Annotated in this window: 19 protein-coding genes; 14 read left to right on the forward strand and 5 right to left on the reverse strand. The window is 63.9% G+C overall.

Annotated features, from left to right (window positions below; genetic code table 11):
- The first annotated feature begins 59 nt into the window (after positions 1-59).
- A complete protein-coding gene (locus tag RTQ46_RS19485) occupies positions 60-509 on the forward strand; it encodes a hypothetical protein (RefSeq protein ID WP_312439212.1) in 450 nt (149 codons plus the stop codon).
- Here RTQ46_RS19485 and RTQ46_RS19490 read toward each other — a convergent pair.
- Together RTQ46_RS19490 and RTQ46_RS19495 are read right to left on the reverse strand one after the other, a co-directional pair.
- A complete protein-coding gene (locus RTQ46_RS19490; RefSeq protein ID WP_312439214.1) occupies positions 494-3,019 on the reverse strand; it encodes a TonB-dependent receptor in 2,526 nt (841 codons plus the stop codon). The two genes, RTQ46_RS19485 and RTQ46_RS19490, sit on opposite strands and share 16 nt — an antisense overlap.
- 388 nt (positions 3,020-3,407) lie before the next feature.
- Positions 3,408-4,949 carry an AMP nucleosidase gene (locus tag RTQ46_RS19495; protein WP_409518355.1) on the reverse strand — a complete coding sequence of 514 codons (1,542 nt, stop codon included), beginning with the start codon at positions 4,947-4,949 and terminating at the stop codon, positions 3,408-3,410.
- 551 nt (positions 4,950-5,500) lie between these two features.
- Here RTQ46_RS19495 and RTQ46_RS19500 point away from each other — a divergent pair.
- The 4 genes from RTQ46_RS19500 (at position 5,501) to RTQ46_RS19515 (ending at position 8,594) form a co-directional block, all read left to right on the forward strand.
- Entirely contained in the window at positions 5,501-6,742 is a 1,242-nt protein-coding gene (locus RTQ46_RS19500; protein ID WP_312439218.1) for a hypothetical protein, read from the forward strand.
- 63 nt (positions 6,743-6,805) lie between these two features.
- Positions 6,806-7,405, forward strand: coding sequence for a TetR/AcrR family transcriptional regulator (locus RTQ46_RS19505; RefSeq protein WP_312439220.1), 600 nt, complete (start codon positions 6,806-6,808; stop codon positions 7,403-7,405).
- Between the two features lie 20 nt (positions 7,406-7,425).
- The gene (gene map / locus RTQ46_RS19510) at positions 7,426-8,229 is read left to right on the forward strand and encodes a type I methionyl aminopeptidase (protein WP_312439222.1); all 804 of its coding nucleotides are present in this window, start codon (positions 7,426-7,428) and stop codon (positions 8,227-8,229) included.
- Positions 8,230-8,291: 62 nt separating this feature from the next.
- On the forward strand, positions 8,292-8,594 hold the full coding sequence (locus tag RTQ46_RS19515; protein ID WP_312439224.1) for a hypothetical protein: 303 nt from the start codon (positions 8,292-8,294) through the stop codon (positions 8,592-8,594).
- A 112-nt stretch (positions 8,595-8,706) separates the two neighbouring features.
- Here the strand turns inward: RTQ46_RS19515 and RTQ46_RS19520 are convergent, their stop codons facing one another.
- Positions 8,707-11,145, reverse strand: a complete 2,439-nt coding sequence (locus tag RTQ46_RS19520) for a hypothetical protein (protein WP_312439226.1) — start codon at positions 11,143-11,145, stop codon at positions 8,707-8,709.
- A gap of 125 nt (positions 11,146-11,270) precedes the next feature.
- Between RTQ46_RS19520 and RTQ46_RS19525 the strand changes: the two genes are divergently transcribed.
- Both RTQ46_RS19525 and RTQ46_RS19530 read left to right on the forward strand, forming a co-directional pair.
- Complete coding sequence (locus tag RTQ46_RS19525; protein WP_312439228.1) at positions 11,271-12,158, forward strand: DMT family transporter; 888 nt, start codon at positions 11,271-11,273, stop codon at positions 12,156-12,158.
- Positions 12,159-12,196: 38 nt separating this feature from the next.
- The gene (locus RTQ46_RS19530; RefSeq protein WP_312439229.1) at positions 12,197-12,793 is read left to right on the forward strand and encodes an O-methyltransferase; all 597 of its coding nucleotides are present in this window, start codon (positions 12,197-12,199) and stop codon (positions 12,791-12,793) included.
- 2 nt (positions 12,794-12,795) lie between these two features.
- On the opposite strand, the gene RTQ46_RS19535 is transcribed toward RTQ46_RS19530, so the two are convergent.
- Positions 12,796-13,305, reverse strand: a complete 510-nt coding sequence (locus tag RTQ46_RS19535; RefSeq protein ID WP_312439231.1) for a GAF domain-containing protein — start codon at positions 13,303-13,305, stop codon at positions 12,796-12,798.
- Between the two features lie 64 nt (positions 13,306-13,369).
- Positions 13,370-14,254 (reverse strand): LysR family transcriptional regulator, encoded by an 885-nt coding sequence (locus tag RTQ46_RS19540; RefSeq protein ID WP_312439233.1) that lies wholly within the window; start codon positions 14,252-14,254, stop codon positions 13,370-13,372.
- Between the two features lie 84 nt (positions 14,255-14,338).
- Here RTQ46_RS19540 and RTQ46_RS19545 point away from each other — a divergent pair, with 84 nt between their 5' ends.
- The 7 genes from RTQ46_RS19545 (at position 14,339) to RTQ46_RS19575 (ending at position 23,771) form a co-directional block, all read left to right on the forward strand.
- A complete protein-coding gene (locus tag RTQ46_RS19545; protein ID WP_312439236.1) occupies positions 14,339-15,325 on the forward strand; it encodes an aldo/keto reductase in 987 nt (328 codons plus the stop codon).
- An 87-nt stretch (positions 15,326-15,412) separates the two neighbouring features.
- Complete coding sequence (locus RTQ46_RS19550; protein WP_312439238.1) at positions 15,413-16,237, forward strand: CheR family methyltransferase; 825 nt, start codon at positions 15,413-15,415, stop codon at positions 16,235-16,237.
- Positions 16,238-16,240: 3 nt separating this feature from the next.
- On the forward strand, positions 16,241-16,846 hold the full coding sequence (locus tag RTQ46_RS19555; protein WP_312439240.1) for a chemotaxis protein CheB: 606 nt from the start codon (positions 16,241-16,243) through the stop codon (positions 16,844-16,846).
- 158 nt (positions 16,847-17,004) lie between these two features.
- On the forward strand, positions 17,005-18,141 hold the full coding sequence (locus RTQ46_RS19560) for a hybrid sensor histidine kinase/response regulator (protein ID WP_312439243.1): 1,137 nt from the start codon (positions 17,005-17,007) through the stop codon (positions 18,139-18,141).
- Positions 18,138-21,509, forward strand: a complete 3,372-nt coding sequence (locus RTQ46_RS19565) for a PAS domain-containing protein (RefSeq protein WP_312439244.1) — start codon at positions 18,138-18,140, stop codon at positions 21,507-21,509. Before RTQ46_RS19560 ends, RTQ46_RS19565 begins: the two co-directional genes overlap by 4 nt.
- Positions 21,510-21,555: 46 nt before the next feature.
- Positions 21,556-21,954, forward strand: coding sequence for an MAPEG family protein (locus RTQ46_RS19570; RefSeq protein ID WP_312439246.1), 399 nt, complete (start codon positions 21,556-21,558; stop codon positions 21,952-21,954).
- A 119-nt stretch (positions 21,955-22,073) separates the two neighbouring features.
- Positions 22,074-23,771 (forward strand): ATP-dependent DNA helicase RecQ, encoded by a 1,698-nt coding sequence (locus tag RTQ46_RS19575; RefSeq protein ID WP_312439247.1) that lies wholly within the window; start codon positions 22,074-22,076, stop codon positions 23,769-23,771.
- The last annotated feature ends 53 nt before the right edge of the window (positions 23,772-23,824 follow it).

A 23,824-nucleotide genomic window follows, 5' to 3' on the forward strand; every position in this document is an offset into this window, starting at 1 on the left:
GAAACATTCTGACGTTGCTGGGGTCTGACTGATCAGAAATCTTCTTTCAGGAGACGCTCATGCCGCCAGTTCAGTGGCAGGCCTTCATCGCGCAATTCTCGCAATTTTCGCAGTTTGTCGCAGCGCCAGCGCCTGGCCGGCATCGCCGTGTTGCAGGACGGCGCGGCGCAGGATGCCGCCATCGCCCTGATCGGGCAGCCGGCGCCACGCCTGCCAGCCATACGGATACGTTCGAGGGGCAAAAAATGGTCGGCGATCACTGGAGCGTGGCAGGCAAGACCGCGCTGCTGGTGGTGCCCTGCGTGATCGTGTCCGACGAATGCAATGTGCTGCTCAATCGCGCCACGCCGCTGCCGCAACGATCACTGCCAGCACCGTGCGGCGCTGGCAGGACGATCCGCGTTTCTTTCCGTGAGGCTGGTGTCGATAATGGCTCAATGAAAACGGCGCCTGGGAGGCGCCGTTTTTGCATTCCGATCGTGCAGTCTGTGGATCAGAAGAACTTGTAGCCTGCGCCCAGGTAGAAGTAACGGCCGCGGGCGTTGTACAGCTGGGCAAAACCCAGGGTGCCGTACTGGTTGCTCGAGCCCATCACGCTGTAAGGCGGCATGCGGTCAAACATGTTTTTCACGCCGGCCGACAGGGTCAGGTTTTTCATTGCCACGTACTGCGCCGTCAGGTCCACTTCGGTGTGCGAAGGAATCGTGCGCGTGCCCGGCTCGATTTCGTCGCGGCGCTTGTCCGAGTCGATCATGTCGCCGGTGGTGCGCACGATCAGCGAACCCGAAGCATTGCCGTTTTCCAGGCTGGCCGTAAACGTGTTGCGGTACTTCGGATTCATGTAGGTCTTGAGCGTGCTTTGCAGCGGATCGGTGGCCGTGTCCTGGGTTTCCTGCTTGGTGTACACGGTGGCCGCATTGCGCAGCGTGAACTTGCCGAACATGGTTTGCGGCGAGGTATAGCGGATGTCGGTATCGACGCCCTGCACCTTGGTCGAGGCAAGATTCTGGTTGTTGAGCAAAATGCGTGCTTCGCCGTCCTTGATCTCGTAGTTGCCCAGTTCGATCGCCTTCAGTTCCGTCAGGGTGCTGATTTCGTTTTTCTTGTCGATGCGGAAGTAATCGACGCTGACGGTCAGCGCATTGACAGGCGAGAACACCACGCCCAGGTTGTAGGTCTTGCCGGTTTCCGGTTTCAGGTTCGGATTCGAGCCGGTGACCTGGTAATACGGGAAGTTGCTGCAGGCGCCTGCCAGTGACGGGAAGGCCGCGCAAATTTCCGGATCGTCGGTCGAATTGGCGCCGGCATCGATGCCGCCGAACATCTGTTTCAGCGATGGCGCCAGGAAGCTGCCGGCGTACGAGGCGCGGAACATCAGCGTATCGAGCGGCTGGTAGCGCAGCGCCACTTTCGGGCTGGTCTTGCTGCCGACCTTGGAGATATCGTCGTAGCGCAGGGCCAGCTGGGCTTCCACGTTCTTGACGAACGGAATCGACAGCTCGCCGAACACGCTTTTCGAGTTGCGGTCCGCCTTGACGGCCGCCTGCTGGATGCTGCCGAAGACCAGGCCGTCGATCTGGTTCTGGTCCGGCTGGTCGCTCAGCGACTCCTTGATATACGACACGCCGACCGCATACGCCATCGAACCGCCGGCCAGTTCCATGATGGGAGCCGAAGCCTTGGCATTGAAGAAAGTCATTTCCGACTTGCCTTCGCGCGTAGGCGACAGGCGGATCTTGTCGACTTCCGCCTGCGGATTGGTGTTGCTGGCCGGGTTGATCAGGCCCGCTTCGATCGCTTCGTTGAACAGCACCGCATGCGCATAGTTCGAATCGCGGTTGCTGGCCTTGCTGACGCCCTTGCCGATCGCCACGTCCCAGTCGATGCCGCGCGTCGTGCCTTCCAGGCCGGTGGAAAACTGTGTCAGCTCGCCTTTGCGCTTGGTAACACGCGGGCCCATCTGCATGAAGCGTCCCAGCACGGTATCGTCGCCGACGACAAAGGCGCCAGGCGCCGGCTGGGCTTCGAAGTTGTCCTTGTTTTGCGAATAGGTCAGCTCGGCGAACGCGCGCACATCGTTGTTGACCTTGAAACTGCCGATCAGCATGCCGCTGACGCGGTCGGCGCCGTTGATCGACGTCAGGATGGTTTTGTTGAAGTCGAAACGGCAGCTGCCGTTCTGCAGGTCTTGCGGCGCGCATGGCACCAGCTGGCCGCCGCCCACGATATTGCCATTGGGCGAATAGCCGCTGCGGCCATCGATGCCGCCAGGGAAGCGGCGGAAGTCGGCCGAGCTGGTCAGGTCGCGGTCCTTGCGATACACCGGATCGCGCTTGAGCACGTCGACCGTGGCCAGCACATTGAAGCCCTGTTCATCGTAGTCGCCAAAGCCATAGACCAGGCTGGCGGTTTTTTCCTTGGCGTCCGAACGCGAGCTCTGGCCATAGCTGGCTTTCGCTTCCAGGCCCTGATAATTTTTCTTGGTGATGAAGTTCATCACGCCGGCCACGGCGTCGGCGCCGTAAATGGCCGAACCGCCGTCCTTGAGGATCTCGATGCGTTCCAGTGCGCCGAGCGGAATGACATTGACGTCGACGGCCGCGCCGGCGCCGGAGCCGTCGGCCAGCGCATTGGTGGGCAGGCGGCGGCCGTTCAGCAGGATCAGCACATTGCGCTCGCTCAGGCCGCGCATCTTGATATTGGTGGTGCCCGAGCCGGACGGCGAATTGGCGCTCAATTCACCCTGGTCGTTGATGTCGATCGAGGCCAGGTTCTTGACCAGCTCCGCCACGCTGGTGGCGCCCGTGCGCTCGATATCTTTTTTGGTGTAGATCTCGACCGGCGCCGCCGTTTCCGCATCCACGCGCTTGATGGCCGACCCGGTCACCACCACGCGTTGCATCTGTTCGCCGCCACCGGCCTCCTGCGCCATGGCCGTCTGGTGCAGGAAACCCGCGCCGAGGACCAGGCTGCCGGTAAACAGGCTGCGCAAGGACTTGCTCAAAATTGTTTCAATCATGTGACTCCTCCAGTACCGGGAATGTGCATTGCCGGAAAATAGAATTGATATAGGTTTTATTGTTATCGCCTTGCAAATTTAATAAATTAAATTCACATTTCATGAGATCATTTTTTAGATAATGTTGTCAAGAATATCCTGCACCGCAATGGTGCGCATGGTGATATTGTCACGGCGTCGCATGAATGAAAGTCATGGAAGGGCCGAAACTTCCCTTTTTCCGCTAGTTGAATTGATTTTATTTTTCTTGTGGCGGATAAGGCATGGAAAATTCAGTTTCCGGGTCTTGGTAATGGCTGAAAATTGTTGTTTTTTCGTAACTGCAGTTTCATGGCACAGGCCAAAAAAATGCCGCCCCGAGGGGCGGCATGGTTGATTCCTCAGCTGATTATTGGAACGCGACTTCCGCAAAACTGCGCAACTTGCGGCTGTGCAGCCGGTCCACGCCCTGGCGGCGCAGCAGTTCCACCGCGCGGATGCCGATGCGCAAGTGCTGGTCGACCCGCTCGCGGTAGAAATGGTTGGCCATGCCGGGCAGCTTGATTTCGCCGTGCAGCGGCTTGTCGCTCACACACAGCAGGGTGCCATATGGCACGCGGAAGCGGAAGCCGTTGGCGGCAATGGTCGCGCTTTCCATGTCCAGCGCGATCGCGCGGCTCTGGCTGAAACGGCGCTCGGGCGTGCGCTGCGGCAGCAGTTCCCAGTTGCGGTTGTCGGTGCTGGCTACCGTGCCGGTGCGCATGATGTGTTTCAGGTCGAGCCCCGTCAACTGGGTGATTTCGGCCACAGCTGTCTGCAGCGCCTGCTGGATTTCGGCCAGCGGCGGGATCGGCACCCACAGCGGCAGGTCTTCGTCGAGCACATGGTCTTCGCGCACATAGGCATGCGCCAGCACGTAGTCGCCCAGGCTTTGCGTGGTGCGCAGGCCGGCGCAGTGGCCCAGCATCAGCCAGGCGTGCGGGCGCAGCACGGCGATATGGTCGGTAATGGTTTTCGCATTGGCAGGACCGACGCCGATATTGACCATGGTAATGCCGCTGCCGTCGGCGCGCAGCAGGTGGTAGGCCGGCATCTGCGGCAGGCGCGGCGGCGCGGCGCCCAGGGCGTCATCCGCTTCCACGGCCTGGCCGACGCGGCGCGTCACCACATTGCCCGGTTCGACAAACGCAATATAGCCGTCGTCATCCGAGGGCGTGCCGGCGTCCGGCGCGCGCTGCATCATGGCGTGGCCGAGGCGGATGAATTCGTCGATATAGAACTGGTAATTGGTAAACAGCACGAAGTTCTGGAAGTGTTGGGGCGAGGTGCCGCTGTAGTGGCGCAGGCGCTGCAGCGAGTAATCGACGCGCGGGCCGGTAAATAATGCCAGCGGCTGCGCTTCGCCATGCGCCGTTTCATGCGTGCCATTGGCGATGCCGTCATCCATCGCCGCCAGGTCGGGCAGGTCGAACAGGTCGCGCATGGCCATGCGGCGCCCGGCATCCATATTGCCTTCGATATGGTCGTGCTCGGCAAACGAGAAATGCACGGGAATCGGCTGCGAACTCACGCCCACTTCCAGCGTGACCTTCTGGCCGTTGTTATGGTTTTTCAACAGCAGCGTGAATTGATCGAGATAGTAGTCGGCAAACAGGTCGGGGCGCGTCAGCGTGGTTTCAAACACGCCGGGACCGGCCACGAAGCCGTAGGCCAGGGGGGAGTCGGCGCGTGCCACGGTCTCGGTCTGGATGCGCACGAAAGGGTAGCAGCCGCGCACGCGTTCCTGCATCTGTTCGCCGGCGACAAAGCGCTGCAGCGCGTCGCGCAGGTGGTCGATGCTGGCGCGGTAGATGGCTTGCACCTGTTCCAGTGCCAGGCGGGGATCGTCGAAACGGGCGGAGGCGATAAAGGGGGGCGTAAGCAAGCGGTACTCCTGTAAAGGTTGGTACATGGCATTGTAAGGCAGGCGCGGGATTGATGTCATGAAGGCTTGAATGGCTGAAAGGGCGGGCCGCAGACGCGGGCCTGAGAGAATGCCGATGGCGGCGTTGCGGCTCCTTGCCGTACCGGCATTTTTCCGGTTGGTGCCGTTGGGGAACGTATGCATTAACACCTGGAGTCGGCGGGCCGAAGTCGCGGGCCTGAGAAAATGCCGATGGCGGCGTTGCGGCTCCTTGCCGTACTGGCGTACTGTCTGCGTCGCCGCGCCTTGCCCTCGACATTTTTCAGGCCCGCTTGGCCCGGAAGGCCCGGGCTGGCGACTTTTGCCGTGACATATTTTGCTGGTTTGCCCATGAAGCAGAAAAGCTCCATGGCCCATCGCTCTATGGCAGCTTATGCCGATTGTGGATGAAACTCTGGCGCTCGATGTATTCCAGTTGCCCCGTGATCCGTATCCCCTTGCGACGGGCTGAAATTTCTGGCATGGGCCATGCCAGCATAAGGGCGGCAGGTTAAACTGTGGAATCATTCACTGATCGGCCCTGACCGGCCCATACTGCCATGTTCGTGCGCTTCGCTTTCCTCGCCACCGCCCTGACGCTCGGCTTCGCCGGGCCGGCCGCCGCCGATACTGCTGTCCTCGACAAACTCCAGGCCAGCCGGCTCGCCATTACGCTGGACCAAGGCACGCTGTCGGGGCCCGGTGCGGCGCCGCTGCTGCAGGCGTCGCGCCAGGCGCAGTACGTGCTGCTCGGCGAGGATCACGGTGTGGCCGAGATCGCCCGGTTCTCTTCCGCCTACTTCAATGCCCTGGCGCCTGCCGGCTTCACGACCCTGGTAACGGAAAATGGTCCGGTCGTGGCGGGCGCGCTCGACGGGATGCTCAAGCGCGCCGATGCGGTAACTGCCATCGCCAGATTCGATGCCGCCTATCCGGACGCCATCGCTTTCTACACCATGCGCCAGGAAGCGGAGATGCTGGCCGGCTTTGCAGTGGCGGCAGGGCCGCGCTTCGAGCAGTGGGGCATCGACCAGGAATTCGTCGGCACGGCCAAATACCTGATCGCCCAGATGCTGGCCCAGCCGGTTAATCCGGCCGCCCGTGCGAAGCTGGAAGCCTTGCGTCAAAGGGAAGCTGTCGCCAGTCAAAAAGCAGCGGCCACCGGCAACCCCCTGGAGTATCTGCTTCTGTCGGCCTCCGACGAGGAATTCGCTTCGCTGCGCCCGCTGCTGGCCGGGTCCCGGGAGCAAACCGCGCTGGGCCTGCTCGATGTCCTGCTCGAGAGCCGTGCCATCTATCAGAAGAGCGCCTCGCGCGTGCCCGGCGATCGCGACATTTCCAACCGCATGCGCCTGGCGCTGTTAAAGCGGACCCTGGCCTCCCAGCTCGGCGTGCAAGAGCAAAAGCTGGTGGTCAAGCTCGGCGCAAATCACGCCTACAAAGGCATCAATCCGCTGAACAATCGTGATGTCGGTAACTTTCTGGCTGAACGCGCCGAAGGCCAGGGCCGTACGTCGCTGCACCTGATCGTGCTGGCGGCCAAGGGCAAGCAGCTGCGATTCGCGGGAGCGGGCAAGCCGCCTCGGCCAGCCGAGATCGAACCGGACAGCTCCGCTTTCAAACTGCTGGCCAGTGCGGCAGCCACCGACGGCCACTGGTCGCTATTTGATCTGCGGCCATTGCGGTCCGGCGCGCGCAAGCTGGCGGCCGGCGACATCGACGTGTTCAACCTGATCAACGGCTACGACTTCGCCCTGATCATTCCCGAAGGCAGTGCTTCCACGCAGCTCACCATACCGTAGAGGGAGGGCGGCGGAACCTCGGCACGCTTGACGGATTCAATTAGAATTGCTATTCTATTTGCCATGGTCAGACTAGCCAAATTCAACGAAAATCATTTTATCGACAGCGCCATCACGGTTGCCGCCCAGTGCGGCGTGGCGGCCGTGTCGATGTCCGCCATCGCCGTCAAGGCGGGTGCGCCGATCGGCTCCGTATATCACCGCTTCGATTCGCGCAACGCCATCCTGGCGCGCGCCTGGCTGCGCGTAAAGAGCGACTTTCGCGAGGAGGTGGCCAGCCTGTGGGGCGGGGGCGACACCTGGGCCGGCGTGCATGGCCTGCTGGACTGGTGCCGCCGCAAGCCCGTGTATGCGCGTTTCCTGCTGCAATGCGAGGACAGCCCCGATTTCAACGGCGGCCTCGATGACGAACTGCAGGCCGCGCTGGAACAGGAGCAGGCTGCGCTCGACGCCTGCTTTACGCGCTGCGCCGCCGCCATGCCCGATGCAGGCGACGGCGATGGCGACCACCTGGTGCTCAAGTTCATGCTGATCGACGCGCCGGTGGCCGTCGTCAAGCCCTACCTGACCCAGGAACGCGCGATCCCCGCCAGCGTCGACGCCATGCTGCGCGCTTCGCACGATGCCGTGCGCGGCTGGGCCGCAACGACCACCACACATTAATCCAATAAAGAAAACACACCATGCGCTACTCCACCCAGCTTGAACACGGCAAGAAAATCCCCCTGCATGACGAAGAAGGTTTCGAAGGCATGCGCGCGGCGGGCCGCATCGCCGCCGACACGCTCGACTACATCACGCCGTTTGTGAAGCCCGGCATTTCGACCGCCAAGCTCGACGCCATGTGCGAGGAATTCATGCGCGCCGCCGGCGCCATTCCGGCCACCATCGACTACCACGGCTACAAGCATGCCAGCTGCATTTCGGTCAATCACGTCGTCACGCACGGCATTCCGTCCGAGACCAAGATCCTGAAAGTGGGCGACATCCTCAATATCGACGTCACGCCGAAATTCAACGAGTGGCACGGCGACACCAGCCGCACCTTCAAGGTCGGCGCCGTGTCGATCCTGGCCAATCGCCTGGTCAATACCGCTTATGAAGCGATGATGGTCGGCATCAATACCGTGAAGCCGGGCGCGACCCTGGGCGACGTTGGCGCCGCCATCGAAGCGGTGGCCAAGGCACAGGGCTTTTCGTCGGTGCGCGACTTCTGCGGCCACGGCGTGGGCAAGGTGTTCCACGACACGCCGCAAGTGCTGCACTACGGCCGCGCCGGCACCGGCATCGTGCTCGAACCGGGCATGATCTTCACCATCGAGCCGATGCTCAACGTGGGCAGCTACCAGGTCAAGGTGTTGCCGGACAAATGGACCACCGTCACGAAAGACCGCTCGCTGTCGGCGCAGTTCGAGCACTCGCTGGCGGTGACGGAAACCGGCTTTGAAATCTTTACCCTGTCGGCCCTGCCGGGCGCGCAGCCCTGAGCACGCTGACCGGCCGGCTGCTGAAACGATATCAGGCTGAGCCGGACGAAGCGGTGCAGCAGGTGGCGCAAGCCGTGCTGATGCAGCACGATATCCGGTCCGACAGCGTGCTGCGCGCTGAACGCATCGCCGCGCTGGCGCCGCCATTGGGGTGCGTGGTGGTACTGGCGGAATGGCTGGCGTATGTGGAATGGGAGGGGCTGGACAGCGCGCTCTGCATGAACCTTGACGGCATCAATGCGCTGCTGCAGGCGGAACTGGGTTTGCCGCCGCTGGCGCGCGACAATGTCGAACTGCAGCAGCGCCGGCTGGCGCAAGCGCTGTACGCCTATATTCAACGCCAGATCGCCGTGTTTCCTGCGTAGGTCGGATTAGCGCGCAAGCGCGTAATCCGACGACATTGTTGACGCGGCCGGTGGTGATGCCGGATTACGCGCAAGCGCTGATCCGGCCTGCCCGGCATACGCTTCCCCGTTATCAGGGCTTGCCTTGCGCCACCGCCCTGACCGCGCGCTCCTCGCCCATGGACGCCGCAATCTTCCACCTCTGCATGGCGCTGGCGCGGTCCGGGCCTTTCAATCCGGCGCCTTCCCAATCCATCAATCCCAGGTTGTAGATGTCGCCGGCGCTGCCTTTGTCGGCGGCCTGGGTGAACCATTTGCGCGCTTCCTTGTGGTTGACCGGCGTGCCTTTGCCCAGCATGTTGTACAGGCCCAGCATGTGCATCGCTTCCGTATTGCCCTTTTGCGCCGCCTGTTTCAGCAGGCCCAGCGCGCGCGGCATGTTGCGCTGTTCCTGCCAGCCTTCGGCCAGCATCACGCCCTTGGCGGCCAGCGCGTAGCTGTCGTTTTTTGCCAGTGCGCGCGTGATCCACGGCTTGGCGTCGGCATGCCATGCCTGGCGTTCCTGTGCGGTGGGGGCGGCCTGGCCGGGGCGCCGCACCTGTCCTTCGCCCATCAGCGTCATCCAGCCGTACAGGCCATAGGCGTCGGCATTGCCTTTCTTGACCAGCACGTCGAGCATGGCCAGCGCTTTGGCCTTGTCGCCGTTCTCGTACAGTGTCAAGGCTTTCGCTGCACTCGCGTCCAGCGGCACGCTGGCCACATGCGGCGACACCGGCGTCGAAGCGATGGCGGGCACCGGCGCCGTGCTGGCGCGCTGGCGCAGCGGCAGCAGGTAGCTGGCGCCCAGCGCGGCGGCGATGGCCGGCGCCAGCACCAGCGTGTAGGCCAGCTGGTTGCGGCGGCCCTTGCCGGCGATCAGCATGGCCCGCTCGGCCTGTTTTGCGCCACCGAGCGCCTCGCTCAGCACAGTCTTGATCTGGTGCTTGAACAGCAGCCAGGCGGCGCCGGTGGCCAGCAGGCCGGCAAAGGCGCCGATGCCGCTGCCAAAGAAAAACCACGCGCCGATGGCGGCGGCCAGCGAGGCCAGCGTGCCTTTCCACCAGAACTGCTTGGCCAGCCGCGTGTACACCTGGCGCAGGGCGCCCAGCACGCAGGTGCGCACGTTCTCGGCGTAGTCGGGCGAGACCACGTCGGCATGCGCGTGGCGGGTGTCGCCGCTCAGCACCGCTTCGATCACGTCGGCGTTCAGTTCGGAGGCGGCCACGTCGCGCAGCGGCGTGAGCAAGCCCTTCACATGGGACGAGAACAGGCCGTCGTCCGCGCTGCCGGCCAGCGCATCGCTGAGCGCCTTGAGGTCGCCGCGCAGCAGTTTTTCGACGATATCGTCGAGCGTGAGCCAGCGCAGGTCGCTGCCGTAGGCCACCAGATGGTGGGTGGCGCCGTTGCAGGCTGCGTCCAGGCGCACGATATTGAACTTGCCGCCATACAGCGCGTCGACTTCCTGCGGATGGTCCTCGTCGTAAATGCTCACTTTCGCCAGCGCCAGGCTGCCCGCGATCGCCGCCAGCGAGTGCACGCCCTCCTTGTCGCGGATGCGGCGCGCCTCGTCACTGGCCTGTTTGGGCAGGCTGATGCTGTAGGCAGGCGTCACATGCACATCGATCCAGGCCACATGGCCCACCTTGCCGGAACCGTCGCATGGATTGCAATGCAGGTCGCCCACGCCGCCGCAAGTGCGGCACGGCATGGTGCCGCGGCGGTGGCAGGTGCCGCAATCGACATAACCTGCGCTATGGCAGGTGGTGCACGGCACTTTGCCGTAGCTGCAATGGTGGCAATTGCGCTGCACGTTGCGGTACTGGGTGCGCGTTTCGGTGTGGTAGGTGGTGCGCGAACTGCCGTTCTCATAGACGGTAGTGGGCACGTCCACCGTCACGTAGTCGGTTACCTGCTCGTTGACGTAACCGTTGCCGCTGCAATACGAGCACGATACCTTGCCGCCGTGGCAGCCCCAGGCGGGGCAGGTGACGGTGCGCTTGCCATGGCAAGTCCAGCAGGTTTCGGTGGTGCTGCCGTAGCAGGTGGTGCAACCGACGCGGCCGTCGCCGGTACAGCTGCTGCAGGTGTCGAGGTGCCATTGCCGGCTGGCGTAGCCCAGGTACAGGCCTTCGGGCACGCTGTTGTAGGCATGGCCGGCGGCCTGCAAGGCAGTCGCAAGCTTGCCCGCCGCGCGGCGCAGGCGGTCCCTGGCGTGTGCCTGTGCCGGCGAGGCCACGTCGCCGCCGGCGCAGAAGTGATCGCTCGCTGCGGGCGCGAAGTAGCCGTTGATATGGTGCAGTTCCAGCCGCGTGTCGAGCGTGTAGTTCGCTTGCAGCGCAAATTCCTGCCAGGTCTCGTCTTCGGCCAGCGGCGTGATGTCCTGCGGCTCGAAGCGGGTTTTGTCCTGCACCAGGGTGCGCAGCTTGCCGAGCACGGTGGGTGCGTCGTCCTTGCCCAGGTTGATGGGGGCGGGCGATGGCGGCGCGCTGGTGCCGCCGGTGTTATCGCTGCTCGTCTCCGAAACTGGGTTCATGCGCGCATCCTTTGCTCAGTGGAAAGATGTTTGGATTTTAGCATTGATGACAGACCGGCCATGCGCTTCCCGGCGTACTCGGCCGGCGCGTGCGAAAATGCGGCCTGTCGAATTCAGGAGTTGCCATGCAGGCCAAGCATTATCTGTTTCCCGTGATCGCCGTGCTGATCTGGGCCATCAATACCATCGTCAGCAAGATGGCCGTCGGCGTGATCGATCCGGCCGCCATTTCGTTTTTCCGCTGGCTGCTGGCCGGCGTGCTGCTGGCGCTGGTATTCGGCCGCGCCGTCTGGCAGCAGCGCGCCGCCGTCCGGCCGTATCTGGGCAAGCTGTTTATCCTGGGCGTGCTGGGCATGGTGATGTACCAGTGCCTGGCCTACATCGCCGCGCAAACGACCACGGCCACCAACATGGGCATCCTGGCGTCGATGATGCCGCTGCTGGCGGTCGGCCTGTCGGTATTGCTGCTCGGTGAAGCGGCCACCGTCGGCGGCGTGTTCGGCGGCCTGGTATCGCTGCTGGGCCTGGCGTATCTGCTCAGCCATGGCGACCCGGCTGCGCTCTTGGCGCATGGCGCCGCCGTCGGCGACGGCCTGATGCTGCTGGCCTGCCTGTCGTATGCGGGCTACGGCGTGCTGCTCAAACGCTGGAAGATTCCCCTGAATAACTGGCACTCGCTGCTGATCCAGGTGTGGTGCGCGGTGCCGGTGCTGTTCGTGTATTACCTGAGCCAGTCGGCGCCGCCCGTGACCAACGCCGGCCTGCCGCTGGTGCTGTTTGCCGGCATCCCCGCGTCCATCGTCGCGCCGTTCCTGTGGATGCACGGGCTGGCCAAGCTGGGACCGAGCCGCGCCACCACGCTGATGAACCTGCTGCCCGTGTTCACCGTCATCATCGCCATGCTGTTTCTCGGCGAAACCTTGCATGCCTATGATGTGATCGGCGGCGGCGTGACCCTGGCAGGCGTGTTGATGGTGCAGCTGCTCAAGCGGCCTTTGCGGCGCGCTGTATAGTTTTTTTGCTATGCTGGTGTTTTTTGTCAGGGACAGCCATGACCAGCAAGGACACGATCGAGATTCTGCTCGGCGAACTGGAAGCATTCGGCATCGCCAACGATGCGGCCAACACGGAGCGGGGCAGCCGCATGCTCAATATCACGCGCGATACGGGCGAACTGCTGGCCGTCCTGATCCAGGCGCGCGGCGCGCGCAAGGTGCTCGAAATCGGCACGTCGAACGGCTATTCGACGCTGTGGCTGGCGCGCGCGGTGCAGGCCTTGCAGGGCACGGTGGTGACGGTGGAGCTGGCCGGGGATAAATTTGCCATGGCGCAGGCGAATATCGGCCGCGCTGGTCTGGCCGCTGTGGTCGAACAGAAACTGGCGGATGCCGGCCAGGTGCTGCGTGACGCGCCGGACGGCGGCCACGACTTCATTTTTCTCGACTCGGCGCGCAGCCAGTACGAGGCGTGGTGGCCGCAGCTGGACCGCGTGCTGGCCGCGGGCGGCGTGCTGGTGGTCGACAACGCCAGCTCGCACTACGGCGAGATGGCGGCGTTTCTTGACAGCATACGCGCAGATGCGCGCTACACCAGCTGCCTGGTGCCGGTCGGCAAGGGCGAGTTTATCGCCGTCAAGGCACCTGGCTGATTTCAGGCAGCGGCGATGGTCGCTTCCAGCGCGCGCACCAGCGACTCGATGCCTTGCGCATCGACGTCGTCGAAGCGGCCCGGCAGCGGGCTGTCCAGATCGAACACGCCGAACACGGCGCCGTTCACAAACACCGGCACCACCAGCTCCGAGCGCGAGTTGACGTCGCAGGCGATATGGCCGGGAAACGCATGCACGTCCTCGACCACGATCGACTTGCCTTCGACCACGGTGGTGCCGCACACGCCGCGGCCCTTCTTGATGCGGATGCAGGCCGGCTTGCCCTGGAACGGTCCCAGCACCAGCTCATCGCCCTTGAGGAAATAGAAGCCGGCCCAGTTCAGGCCTGGCATGGTATTGAATACCAGCGAGCTGAAGTTGGCGGTATTGGCGATCAGGTCGGTTTCGCCGGCCAGCAGGCCCTGCAGCTGCGAACGCAGGTCCGCATACATGGCTTGCTTGGCGGCGGGAGTATCGGTGCCGTAGGCGGCGTCGCTGATGGTAAACGTCATGGTGGTGGCCGGTAAGAAATAAGAAGGCGATATGGTAGCGTGTCTGGCGCGATTGCGCACGGCACTACCGGGTCGCTGCCTCGCGCCATGGCGCCAGTGCCGGATGCGGCTTGTGGCCCGGCCACACCAGGCCGATCTCCAGCGCCAGTTCCTCGCCCTCGGCCAGGGAGCGGTATGCCACGCCCCCCAGGCGCAGCGCGCGAAACGACTCGGCCAGCAGCGCCGCACCCTTGCCGGCGGCCACTTCGCCCAGCAGCACATGATGGTCGGGTGGCTCGCGCAGGAACACCGGCGTATAGCCGTGGCGTGCAAACACTTGCTGGCAATGGTCAAAAAACGCCGGCTGGCGGCTGCGCTCGAACCAATACACCGGCAACTGCGTCAGGTCTGCCAGGCGCAGCGTGCGCTTGCGCGCCAGCGGGTGCCCGGACGGCAGCGCCACCAGCATCGGCTGGCGCAGCAGTGGCAGTGGCTGCACCTGCAAGTCGAACGTATCGACCGGCAAGGCTACCAGCGCCGCATCGAGCTTGCCCTTGCGCACGGCCGTGATCAGCGCGGGCGAGGGACCGGCCTGCAGCTGCAGCGTGGTCGCTGGCAGGCGTGCTTCCAGCCGCGCCAGCGGCGGCCGGAACAGGCCCGCTTCCACCGAAGTCGTCAAACCCAGGCGCAATTGCGGCGCTGCCGCGTCGCGCGCCAGCGACTGCTCGGCCGCGTCCAGCAGGGCGAGAATGTGCAGCGCCTGCGGCAGCAGGGTGCGGCCGGCATCGGTCAGCGCCACGCCTTGCGTGTCGCGCTCGAACAGGCGCGCGCCCAGTTTTTCCTCCAGCGTCTTGATGGCGCGCGACAGCGGCGGCTGCGTCATGTGCAACTGCTGCGCCGCCTGGCGAAAGTTCAGGCAGCGCGCCACCGCGCAGAACAGGGTCAATGCATGGGTATCCAGGGCTCTCATACCATAAAGGTATCACGAAATCGGACCTTCCCAGCGCCAGCCGGACGTTGCAGACTGCCTCCCTGACCATCACGGGAGCACATCATGGAATACAGAAAGATCGGCAATAGCGGCTTGAAAAGCTCGGCACTGGGCCTGGGCTGCATGGGCATGTCGGAGTTTTACGGCGCCACCGACGAGGCGCAATCGCTGGCCACCCTGGACGCGGCGTTTGAGGCCGGCGTGACGCTGTACGACACGGCCGATGCGTACGGCTTCGGCCATAACGAGCAGCTGCTGGGCCGTTTTCTGCAGGGCAGGCGCCAGCAGGTGCTCGTCGCCACCAAGTGCGGCCTGGCGCGCGAGCCGGGCAGCTATGCGCGCCGCGTCGACAACAGCGCTGCGTATATCCGTCTGGCCTGCGAGGCATCGTTGAGGCGCCTGGGCGTCGACACCATCGACCTGTTTTACTTGCATCGCCTGAACCTGGACACGCCGCTGGAAGAATCGATGGGCGCGCTGGCGCAGCTGCAACAAGAGGGAAAAATCCGCGCCATCGGCCTGTGCGAGGCGGGCCCCGAGACGCTCAGGCGCGCGGCGGCGATTGCGCCGGTGGCCGCCGTGCAAAGCGAATATTCGCTATGGACGCGCGAGCCGGAACAGGGCGTGCTCGATGCCTGCCGCGCCATCGGCGCCAGCTTCTTTGCCTACAGTCCGCTGGGCAGGGGCTTTCTGACCGGCGCCATCGGCGACACGGCCAGCCTGGCGGCAAACGACTTCCGGCAAATCAATCCGCGCTTTGCGCCCGGCAATCTGCAGTCCAACCAGGCGATTGCCGGGCTGGTGCGGCAACTGGCGAAAGAACACGGCTGCACGCCGGCCCAGCTGGCGCTGGCGTGGCTGCTGGCGCAGGATGACGCCATCGTTCCGATACCGGGCACCAAGCGCATCGGCTACCTGCTGGAAAACCTGGGCGCGCTGCAGGTGCGGTTGAGCCAGGCCGATCTGGCGGCGATCGCGGCTGCGTTTCCACTGGGAATGGCCGCTGGCGCGCGCTATACGGACGAAGGCATGAAAGGCGTGGACGCCTGATCTTCGCCATGCGTTCGCTGCCGTACTGACAGCAGGCTTGTCTTCGGGGAAAATTGGGAACGATCTGCCAGCATAAGGTAAAGCCCATTGTTAGACGAAGAAGCCATTTTTGATATTGAACTGAAATTATTGCTGGAAGGGATATTGCTGCGTTATCAGCATGACTTTCGCGATTATTCGGTGGCCTCCCTGCGCCGGCGCATGCGCCAGGCGCTGGAGCGCTTTGATTGCACGACCTTGTCGCAATTGCAGGACCGCATCCTGCATGAGCCCGCCATGTTCGTGCAGATGCTGCAGTTCTTTACGGTGCAGGTTAGCGAGATGTTCCGCGACCCCGCCTATTTTCGCTCGCTGCGCGAAAAAGTCGTGCCGATGCTGCACACGTATCCGTCGATCAAGATCTGGGTGGCTGGCTGCAGCAGCGGCGAGGAGGTCTGGTCGCTGGCGATCATGCTGGAAGAAGAAGGCTTGCTGGAGCGCAGCATGATCTACGCCACCGATATCAATGTCGATGCGCTGGCCGCCGCCGAAGCGGGGATCTATGCGATCGACCGCATCGCCCAGTTCAGCGACAATTACCGGCAGTCGGGCGGCAAGCGCACGCTGTCCGACTACTACACGGCCGCTTACAAGGGGGCGATTTTCGACCGCCGGCTGCGCCGCCATTTCGTGTTTGCCGACCACAGCCTGGCGACCGACAGCGTGTTTTCCGAGGTGCACATGGTGTCCTGCCGTAACGTAATGATTTACTTTAACAGGGACTTGCAGGACCGCGCCGTGGGCCTGTTCCACGAGGCACTGGTCAATCGGGGATTTTTGGGCCTGGGCATGAAGGAAAGCCTGCATTTCAGCCGGCATGCGGGCAGTTTCCGCGAGCTGTGTCCGGCCGAAAAAATCTTCCAGCGGGCGTGACGCGTGCGGCATATTGCACCCTCGACCGAGACCGCCGCGCCGCCCCAGGGCCTGCGCCTGATCGCCATCGGCGCGTCGGCCGGTGGCGTGGAGGCGCTGGGGCTGCTGCTGTGTGCCTTGCCGGCCACCTGCCGCGCCAGCGTGGTGATCGTGCTGCATCTGGCGCCGGGGCGCTCGAGCCGGCTGCCGCAGCTGTATGCCGGGCGCTGCCTGCTGCCGATCCGCGAGGCGCAGGACAAGGAACCGCTGCAGCCGGGCGTGGTCTATTTCGCCGCGCCCGACTATCATCTGCAGATCGAGCCGGACCGCAGTTTTTCGCTGTCGCTGGAAGCGCCCGTGTATTTTTCGCGTCCGTCCATCGATGTGCTGCTGGAAACGGCGGCCAGTGCCTACCGGCGCGAAATGCTGGCCATTATCCTGACGGGCGCCTCGGCCGATGGCGCCGAAGGCCTGGCGCAGGTGCGCAAGCTCGGCGGCGCGGCCTGGGTGCAGGAGCCCAGGGGGGCGATATCGTCCACCATGCCGGAGGCGGCGCTGCGGCGCGCAGGCGCCGACCGCGTGCTGGCGCTGCCTCAGCTGGCGGCCAGTCTCGCGCTGATGACGGACTGAGCGTTCCGCTTGAACAGCGTGGCGGTGCGGATGGCACAGTACGTGTAAGATACACATTACCTTGATTAAGTTGAATTTCTGCTATTGAAATTCCTAAATTGCAATTTTTACATGATGCACGCTGCCGGCTGGCCGTCGCGATGCCTGAAGAGTGACCCGTGACTGCACCAATCAACATTCTCGTCGTGGACGACATCGAGCAAAACCTGGTTGCCCTGGAGGCCGTCCTGGCGCAGCCGGGTATTGTTCTCCTTAAAGCCACTTCCGGCGCCGAAGCGCTGGAGCTGCTGCTGACCCATGAGGTGGCGCTGGCCCTGCTCGACGTGCAGATGCCGGAAATGGACGGCTTCGAGCTGGCCGAGCTGATACGGGGCAGTGCGCGCACGCGCGACATTCCGCTGATCTTCCTGACGGCCGCCACGCGCGAGCCGACCTACAGTTTCCGCGGCTATGAGGCGGGCGCGGTCGACTTCCTGTTCAAGCCGATCGACGTCAAGGCCCTCAACAGCAAGGTGGACGTGTTCGTGCAGCTGTTCCAGCAGAAGCGTGCGCTGTCGGCGCAGCTCGACGAACTGAAGCGCTCGCTGCATCTGAACGAATTGTTTACGGCGGTGCTCGGTCATGACCTGCGCACGCCGCTGTCGGTGGTGATGAATGGCGCCATGCTGTTGCCGATGATGAGCGACCATCCGAAAGTGATGATCACGGCGCAGCGCATCGAAAGCAGCGCCAAGCGCATGGCGCGCATGGTCGACCAGCTGCTCGACCTGGCGCGCATCCGTTCCGGCACCATGGAATTGCGCGTCGGCATGCACGACTACCTGGCGCTGGCGCAATCCATTGTCGACGAGTTCGACATGCCGGGCCAGCCGGCGCGCATCCGCGTCAGCCACGTGGGCGAGCTGCATGCCCAGTGCGATGCAGGGCTGCTGTCGCAAGTCATTTCGAATCTGCTGGCCAATGCACTGACGCATGGCGAGCCGGGCGCTTCCGTGCAACTGATGCTCGACGGACGCTCGGCCGATCATGTGGAGTTGCGCGTGATCAACCGCGGCATACTGGCGCCTGCGCTGCTGCCGACCCTGTTCGAACCGTTTCACCAGAGCGGTGAAAAGCGCAAGACCGGCCAGGGCCTGGGGCTGGGCTTGTATACGGTCGACATGTTCGTCAAGGCGCATGGCGGCAGGGTGGAGGTGAATTCGTCCGAAACCCAGGGCACCGTGTTTACGCTGTACCTGCCACGCCAGTGCGAAGCAGGCCTGCACGGCGTTGCCGACAGCGTGGTCGCGCAATGAACGATACCCTGCACCTGTACCAGCCGCACGGTGGCGGCGTTACCGGCGAACTGGTGCGCAGCATCGACTGGTCCGCCACCAGCCTGGGCCCGATGGCCGCCTGGCCGGCCAACCTGCGCACCAGCGTCGACATCGTGCTCAATTCGCCGATGGCGATGGCGCTGATGTGGGGACCGCAGCACATCATGATTTACAACGACGAATACAGCAAGATTGCCGCCGAGCGCCATCCGCAGGCCATGGGCGGCACCGTGCGCGAAGTCTGGCCTGAAATCTGGGACTGGAACAAAACCATCCTCGCAGCGGGACTGCGCGGCGAAACGCAGGTGCACCGCGAGCGCACGCTGCCGATGGTGCGCGATTGCGTGCGCAGCGATGTCTGCTTCGACCTGTTCTATACCCCCGTGCATGGCGATGGCGGCCAGGTCGATGGCGTGCTGTGCACGGCGCTGGAACTGACGAAGCGCCTGGAAGAAGGGCGCCAGTTGAAACTGGCCACGGCCGAACTGGGCGCCGTCAACCGCGCGCTGCAGGCCGAAGCGGAGGCGGCACGCGACGCCAACCGCCGCGTGGCCGAAGAGCGTGGCCTGCTGCGCGCCCTGTTCGAGCAGGCGCCCAGCTTCATGGCCGTGCTGCGCGGTCCGCAACATGTGTTCGAGCTGGCCAATGAGCACTATCTTCAACTGGTGGGACGCAGCGACGTGCTCGGCAAGAGCGTTGCCGAAGCGCTGCCGGAAGTGGTCGAACAGGGCTTCATCAAACTGCTTGACGAAGTCTACCGCAGCGGCGTGCCGTTCGAAGGCCGCCAGCTGAAGGTGGACCTGCAGACGGCCGATGGCGCCCGCAACCAGCGCCATATCGACTTTGTCTATCAGCCGATCAAGGATGACGACGGGGTGGTCGGCGGCATCCTGGTCGAAGGCAACGATGTCACCGAGCGCATGGAAGGCGAGGAGCGCCTGAGCCTGGCGCAGCAGGCCGGCGGCATCGGCACCTTCGAATGGTTTCCGCAGACGGGCAAGATGGAAGTGTCAGCCACCTTCCGCCGCATCTGGGGCATCGCCGACGGGGCGGAAGTCACGCAACAATTGCTGGTGGGGCTGGTTGACGAGCGCGACCAGGCCAAGGTGGGGCCGAGCCGCATGGAGCTGGCGCTCAATCCGCTTGAATACGTGGAATACCGCGTGCGCCGCCCGCTCGACGGCCAGGTGCGCTGGATCGCGCGCCAGGGCGAGGTGGTCGATGGTCCTGCGGGGCAGCGCCGCTATGTGGGCGTGTCGTTCGACGTCACCGAGCGGCGCCTGATCGAAGACGAACTGAACGCCAGCCAGGAGCGCATGGCCGCCATTTTCGGCCAGGCCTCGGTGGGCTTGTCCGAGCTGGGCCTCGACGGCAGCTTCCAGCGCGTCAACGGTGCCCTGTGCACCATGCTGGGCCGCTCGTCCGAAGAGCTGCTGAGCCTGAACATGAACGACATCATGCATCCCGACGATGTGCCCGGCAACGCGATTTTGTTCCAGCGCCTGGTGGAAACCGGTGAGTCGTTCAGCATCGAAAAGCGCTATCTGAAGCCCGACGGCATGCAGGTCTGGGTGTCGAGCAATGTCAGCCGCCTGGTCGATGAGCATGGTCAAACGCGTGCCTTGATCGCCGTCAAAACCGATATCACGGAGCGGCGGCGCATCGAAAAAGCGCTGCACGAACTGAACGAAACCCTGGAACACCGGGTCGAACAGGAAGTGAGCGAACGGACCAAGGCCGAAGACGCCTTGCGCCAGGCGCAAAAGATGGAAGCGGTGGGCCAGCTGACAGGCGGCATTGCGCACGACTTCAACAATGTGCTGCAGATTATCTCCGGCAATTTGCATCTGCTGCATCATCTGGCCAGCAACGACGGCGTGATGCGCCAGCGCCTCGATACGGCAATTGCCGCCGTCGAGCGCGGCGCCAAGCTGTCGTCGCACTTGCTGGCGTTTGCGCGGCGCCAGCCCTTGCAGCCGGTGGTGGCCGACCTGTCGCGCGTGGTGCGCAATATGGATGCGCTGCTGCGCCGCGCGCTCGGCGAGGCGGTCGATATCGTGCTGGTGGGCGGCGCCGGCTTGTGGAATACCCTGGTCGACCGGGGCCAGATCGAGAACGTGATCCTGAACCTGGCCCTCAATGCGCGCGACGCCATGGACGGCGCGGGCAAGCTGACCATCGAGATGGGCAATGTGGTGCTCGACGAACAGTATGTGCAGAATCTCGACGTGCCGGCCGGCCAGTATGTGATGCTGTCCGTCACCGACACGGGCAAGGGCATGAGCGGTTCGGTGCTGCAGCGCGCGTTCGAACCGTTCTTTACCACCAAGCCGGAAGGCGCGGGCACGGGGCTGGGCCTGTCGATGGCGTATGGTTTCGTCACGCAAAGCCGCGGCCATATCCGCATCTACAGCGAACCGGGACATGGCACGGGCGTGAAGATCTATTTGCCGCGCACCTTGATGGCGGAAGCGGAGGAAGAACTGGAATTGAGCGGCGTGGTAACAGGCGGCACGGAAACCGTGCTGGTGGTGGAAGACGATGTGGGCGTGCGCTCCACCGTGGTCGACATGCTCGGCGCGCTGGGCTATACGGTACTGAAGGCCGAGGATGGCGAAAGCGCGCTGGCCGTGCTGCAAAGCGGGGCGCAGATCGACTTGCTGTTTACCGACGTGATCATGCCGGGACCGGTGCGCAGTACCGACATGGCGCGCATGGCGCGCGAGATGCAGCCCGATATCGCCGTGCTGTTTACGTCCGGCTATGCGCAAGATGTGATCGTGCATGAAGGCCGGCTCGATGCGGGCGTGGACTTGCTGAGCAAACCGTACCGGCGCGAAGAGCTGGCGCGCAAGCTGCGCCAGGTGCTGGCCAACCGCCAGCAGCAGCTGCGCGCGCGCCAGTTTGAACGGTCCGGCGCGCCCGTGCTCAGCACGCTGGACGCCGGCACGCCAGGGCTGGACCTGACCGGCCATGCGCCGGAGCCGCAGGGAGACATGCCGACCTCGCTGAAAATTCTGGTAGTGGAAGACAATCTCGACTCCCAGCTGATGGTGTGCGAGCTGGTGGGCATGCTGGGCCATACGGTCAGCGGCGTGTCCGACGGCGAAGCCGCATGGGAATTGCTTAACCAGCAAGACTTCGATATCCTGTTTACCGACGTCAGCCTGCCCGGCATGTCGGGCATCGCACTGGCGCGCATGGTGCTGCGCGACAAGCCTGGCATGCGCATTATCTTTTCCACCGGTTACGGCAAGGAATCGATGGATGAGCTGGGCTTTTCCGCCAGCGTGCTGCGCAAGCCGTATGACTTGCAGGAACTGCAGGCGGCGCTCGAGCAAACCTGAGCCGGGCAATCGTGCCCGGCATTGATCCAAAAAGACAAAGGCAGACATGACCCCTGAACTGACGATACTCGGCTGGACCCTGGTGCTGGCGCTGGTGCAGATTTTCCTGCCGTCGAGCGCCCGCACGCGCGAAACCGGCGCCACCTACAACATGAGCGCGCGCGACGAGCCGGGGCCGCCGGTCGGCAAGGTCACGGCGCGCCTGCGGCGGGCGCAGGCCAATCTGTATGAAACCCTGCCGCTGTTTGCCGCCGCCGTGCTGATCGCGCACGTGGCGGGCGTGCACAACAGCCTGACCCTGTACGGCGCCAGCCTGTACCTGGCGGCGCGCGTGCTGTATGTGCCGATCTACGCGTTCGGCATTCCCGTCGTGCGCACGCTGGTGTGGGGCGTATCCTTCGTGGGCCTGGTGATGATCCTGTGGGCGATCCTGTTTCCTTTCTGAATCACTTCCTGAAATCCTACATGGCCTGTGGCGGGTGTCCTATGGTGTGGATGACTGCCCAACCGTAGAGTGAGGACAAGCTGGCGCAGGGGCGCCGGCACTCACGTTACGGACACAAGATGGCCACCATCGCCACTGCAATCTCTGAGACCTCGGGTAAAAAGCCCGGCAAGAAAATCCACCGCCTGCTGCGCTCCGTGTTTGGCGTCGAGCGCCTGCGCGCGGGCCAGCAGGAAGTCATCGACAGCGTGCTGGAAGGGCGCGACACCCTGGCCATCATGCCGACCGGCAGCGGCAAATCGCTGTGCTACCAGATTCCCGCCTCGCTGCTTCCCGGCTCCACCGTGGTGGTGTCGCCGTTGATTTCCCTGATGAAGGACCAGCTGGAAAAACTGTCGAGCCTGGGCATCACGGCCGTGCAGCTCAACAGCAGCCTGTCGCGTGCCGAAGAGCAGGAAGCGATTGCCACCATCGAAGCGGGCGGCAAGGCCATCATCTTCTGCACGCCGGAGCGGCTGGCCACGCCGGATTTCCTGGCCTTGCTGAGCGCGACACCGCCGTCGCTGGTGGTGATCGACGAGGCCCATTGCATCTCCCAATGGGGTCACGATTTCCGCCCCGCCTACCTGGAAATTGCCGCCGCGCTGCGCGCGCTGGGCCGCCCGCCCGTGCTGGCGCTGACGGCCACCGCCACCGATGAAGTGGTCGGCGATATCGGCGCCCAGCTCGATACGCGCAAACTGCATATCGTCAATACCGGCATCTATCGCGAGAACCTGCGCTACCGCGTCATCCAGGTCACCAATGCCGACGAAAAACAGGACGAAGTGCTGCGCCTGCTGCGCGAAACGCAGGGCGTGGGCATCGTGTATGCGGCCACCGTCAAGGCCGTCGAAGCGCTGACCGAACGCCTGCAGGAACTGGGCGAAAGCGTGACCTGCTACCACGGCAAGCTGCCGGCGCGCGAACGCAAGGAACACCAGGACCTGTTCATGCGCGGCGAGCGGCGCATCATGGTGGCCACCAACGCGTTCGGCATGGGCATCGACAAGCCCGACACGCGCTTCGTGATCCACCTGCAGGTGCCGGCCAACCTGGAAGCGTACTACCAGGAGTCGGGCCGCGCCGGGCGCGATGGCCTGCCGGCCGACTGCACCTTGCTGTACTTCCAGGAAGACAAGCGGCTGCAGCAGTTTTTCCTGGCCAAGCATTACCCGACGGCCACGGAACTGGCCGCCATCGTGCTCGAAGCGCAAGAGCTGCCCGCCACGTTTACCTTCGATGCGCTGGCCGAACGCCTGCCCGATTTTTCCGACAGTCACCTGAAAGTGTGCCTGAAGCTGCTGAAGGACGGCAAGCTGCTGCGCCAGGACCGCAAGCTCGGCTATTGCCTGAAAGCGACGACGGCGAAAACCCCATCGTATGCCCAGCTGGAACAGATTTATATCGACAAGCAGGAGCGCGACAAGCAGTCGCTGGAGCAGATGGTGGCGTATGCGCAAAGCGGCTACTGCCGCTGGAAACTGCTGCTCGACTATTTCGGCGACGCCGGCAGTTTCGAGCGCTGCTGCACCTGCGACAACTGCCTGTCGCCGCCGGCCGTGTCGGCGCCGATCACGCTGGACGAGCCGATGCCGCTGGCCGACCTCATTGTGGCCGAGGCGCCAGCCGTGCCGATGATTACCGTCGGCAGCCGCGTGCGCGTGCCGCGTTTCGATATCGGCACGGTGTTGTCGGTGGCCGGTGACCAGGTGACGATCGAGTTTCCTGAACATACCACCAAGACCTTCATGGCCGACTTCGTTGCGCCAGCCTGAGCTTGTGCCCGAGCTTGCTTCAGTGTGCGCTGTCGAACAACGGGCGCGGCGGC

It is taken from the genome of Janthinobacterium sp. (assembly GCF_031995485.1).
Taxonomy (GTDB): Bacteria; Pseudomonadota; Gammaproteobacteria; order Burkholderiales; family Burkholderiaceae_D; genus Janthinobacterium.

Coding starts and splice junctions, on each gene's coding strand:
- RTQ46_RS19535 (WP_312439231.1), bottom strand. CDS start 13,305: ATGACGTTTACCATCAGCGACGCCGCCTACGGCACCGATACTCCCGCC.
- RTQ46_RS19530 (WP_312439229.1), top strand. CDS start 12,197: ATGACCAGCAAGGACACGATCGAGATTCTGCTCGGCGAACTGGAAGCA.
- RTQ46_RS19540 (WP_312439233.1), bottom strand. CDS start 14,254: ATGAGAGCCCTGGATACCCATGCATTGACCCTGTTCTGCGCGGTGGCG.
- RTQ46_RS19500 (WP_312439218.1), top strand. CDS start 5,501: ATGTTCGTGCGCTTCGCTTTCCTCGCCACCGCCCTGACGCTCGGCTTC.
- RTQ46_RS19490 (WP_312439214.1), bottom strand. CDS start 3,019: ATGATTGAAACAATTTTGAGCAAGTCCTTGCGCAGCCTGTTTACCGGC.
- RTQ46_RS19570 (WP_312439246.1), top strand. CDS start 21,556: ATGACCCCTGAACTGACGATACTCGGCTGGACCCTGGTGCTGGCGCTG.
- RTQ46_RS19565 (WP_312439244.1), top strand. CDS start 18,138: ATGAACGATACCCTGCACCTGTACCAGCCGCACGGTGGCGGCGTTACC.
- RTQ46_RS19575 (WP_312439247.1), top strand. CDS start 22,074: ATGGCCACCATCGCCACTGCAATCTCTGAGACCTCGGGTAAAAAGCCC.
- map (WP_312439222.1), top strand. CDS start 7,426: ATGCGCTACTCCACCCAGCTTGAACACGGCAAGAAAATCCCCCTGCAT.
- RTQ46_RS19520 (WP_312439226.1), bottom strand. CDS start 11,145: ATGAACCCAGTTTCGGAGACGAGCAGCGATAACACCGGCGGCACCAGC.
- RTQ46_RS19485 (WP_312439212.1), top strand. CDS start 60: ATGCCGCCAGTTCAGTGGCAGGCCTTCATCGCGCAATTCTCGCAATTT.
- RTQ46_RS19505 (WP_312439220.1), top strand. CDS start 6,806: ATGGTCAGACTAGCCAAATTCAACGAAAATCATTTTATCGACAGCGCC.
- RTQ46_RS19525 (WP_312439228.1), top strand. CDS start 11,271: ATGCAGGCCAAGCATTATCTGTTTCCCGTGATCGCCGTGCTGATCTGG.
- RTQ46_RS19545 (WP_312439236.1), top strand. CDS start 14,339: ATGGAATACAGAAAGATCGGCAATAGCGGCTTGAAAAGCTCGGCACTG.
- RTQ46_RS19495 (WP_409518355.1), bottom strand. CDS start 4,949: ATGTACCAACCTTTACAGGAGTACCGCTTGCTTACGCCCCCCTTTATC.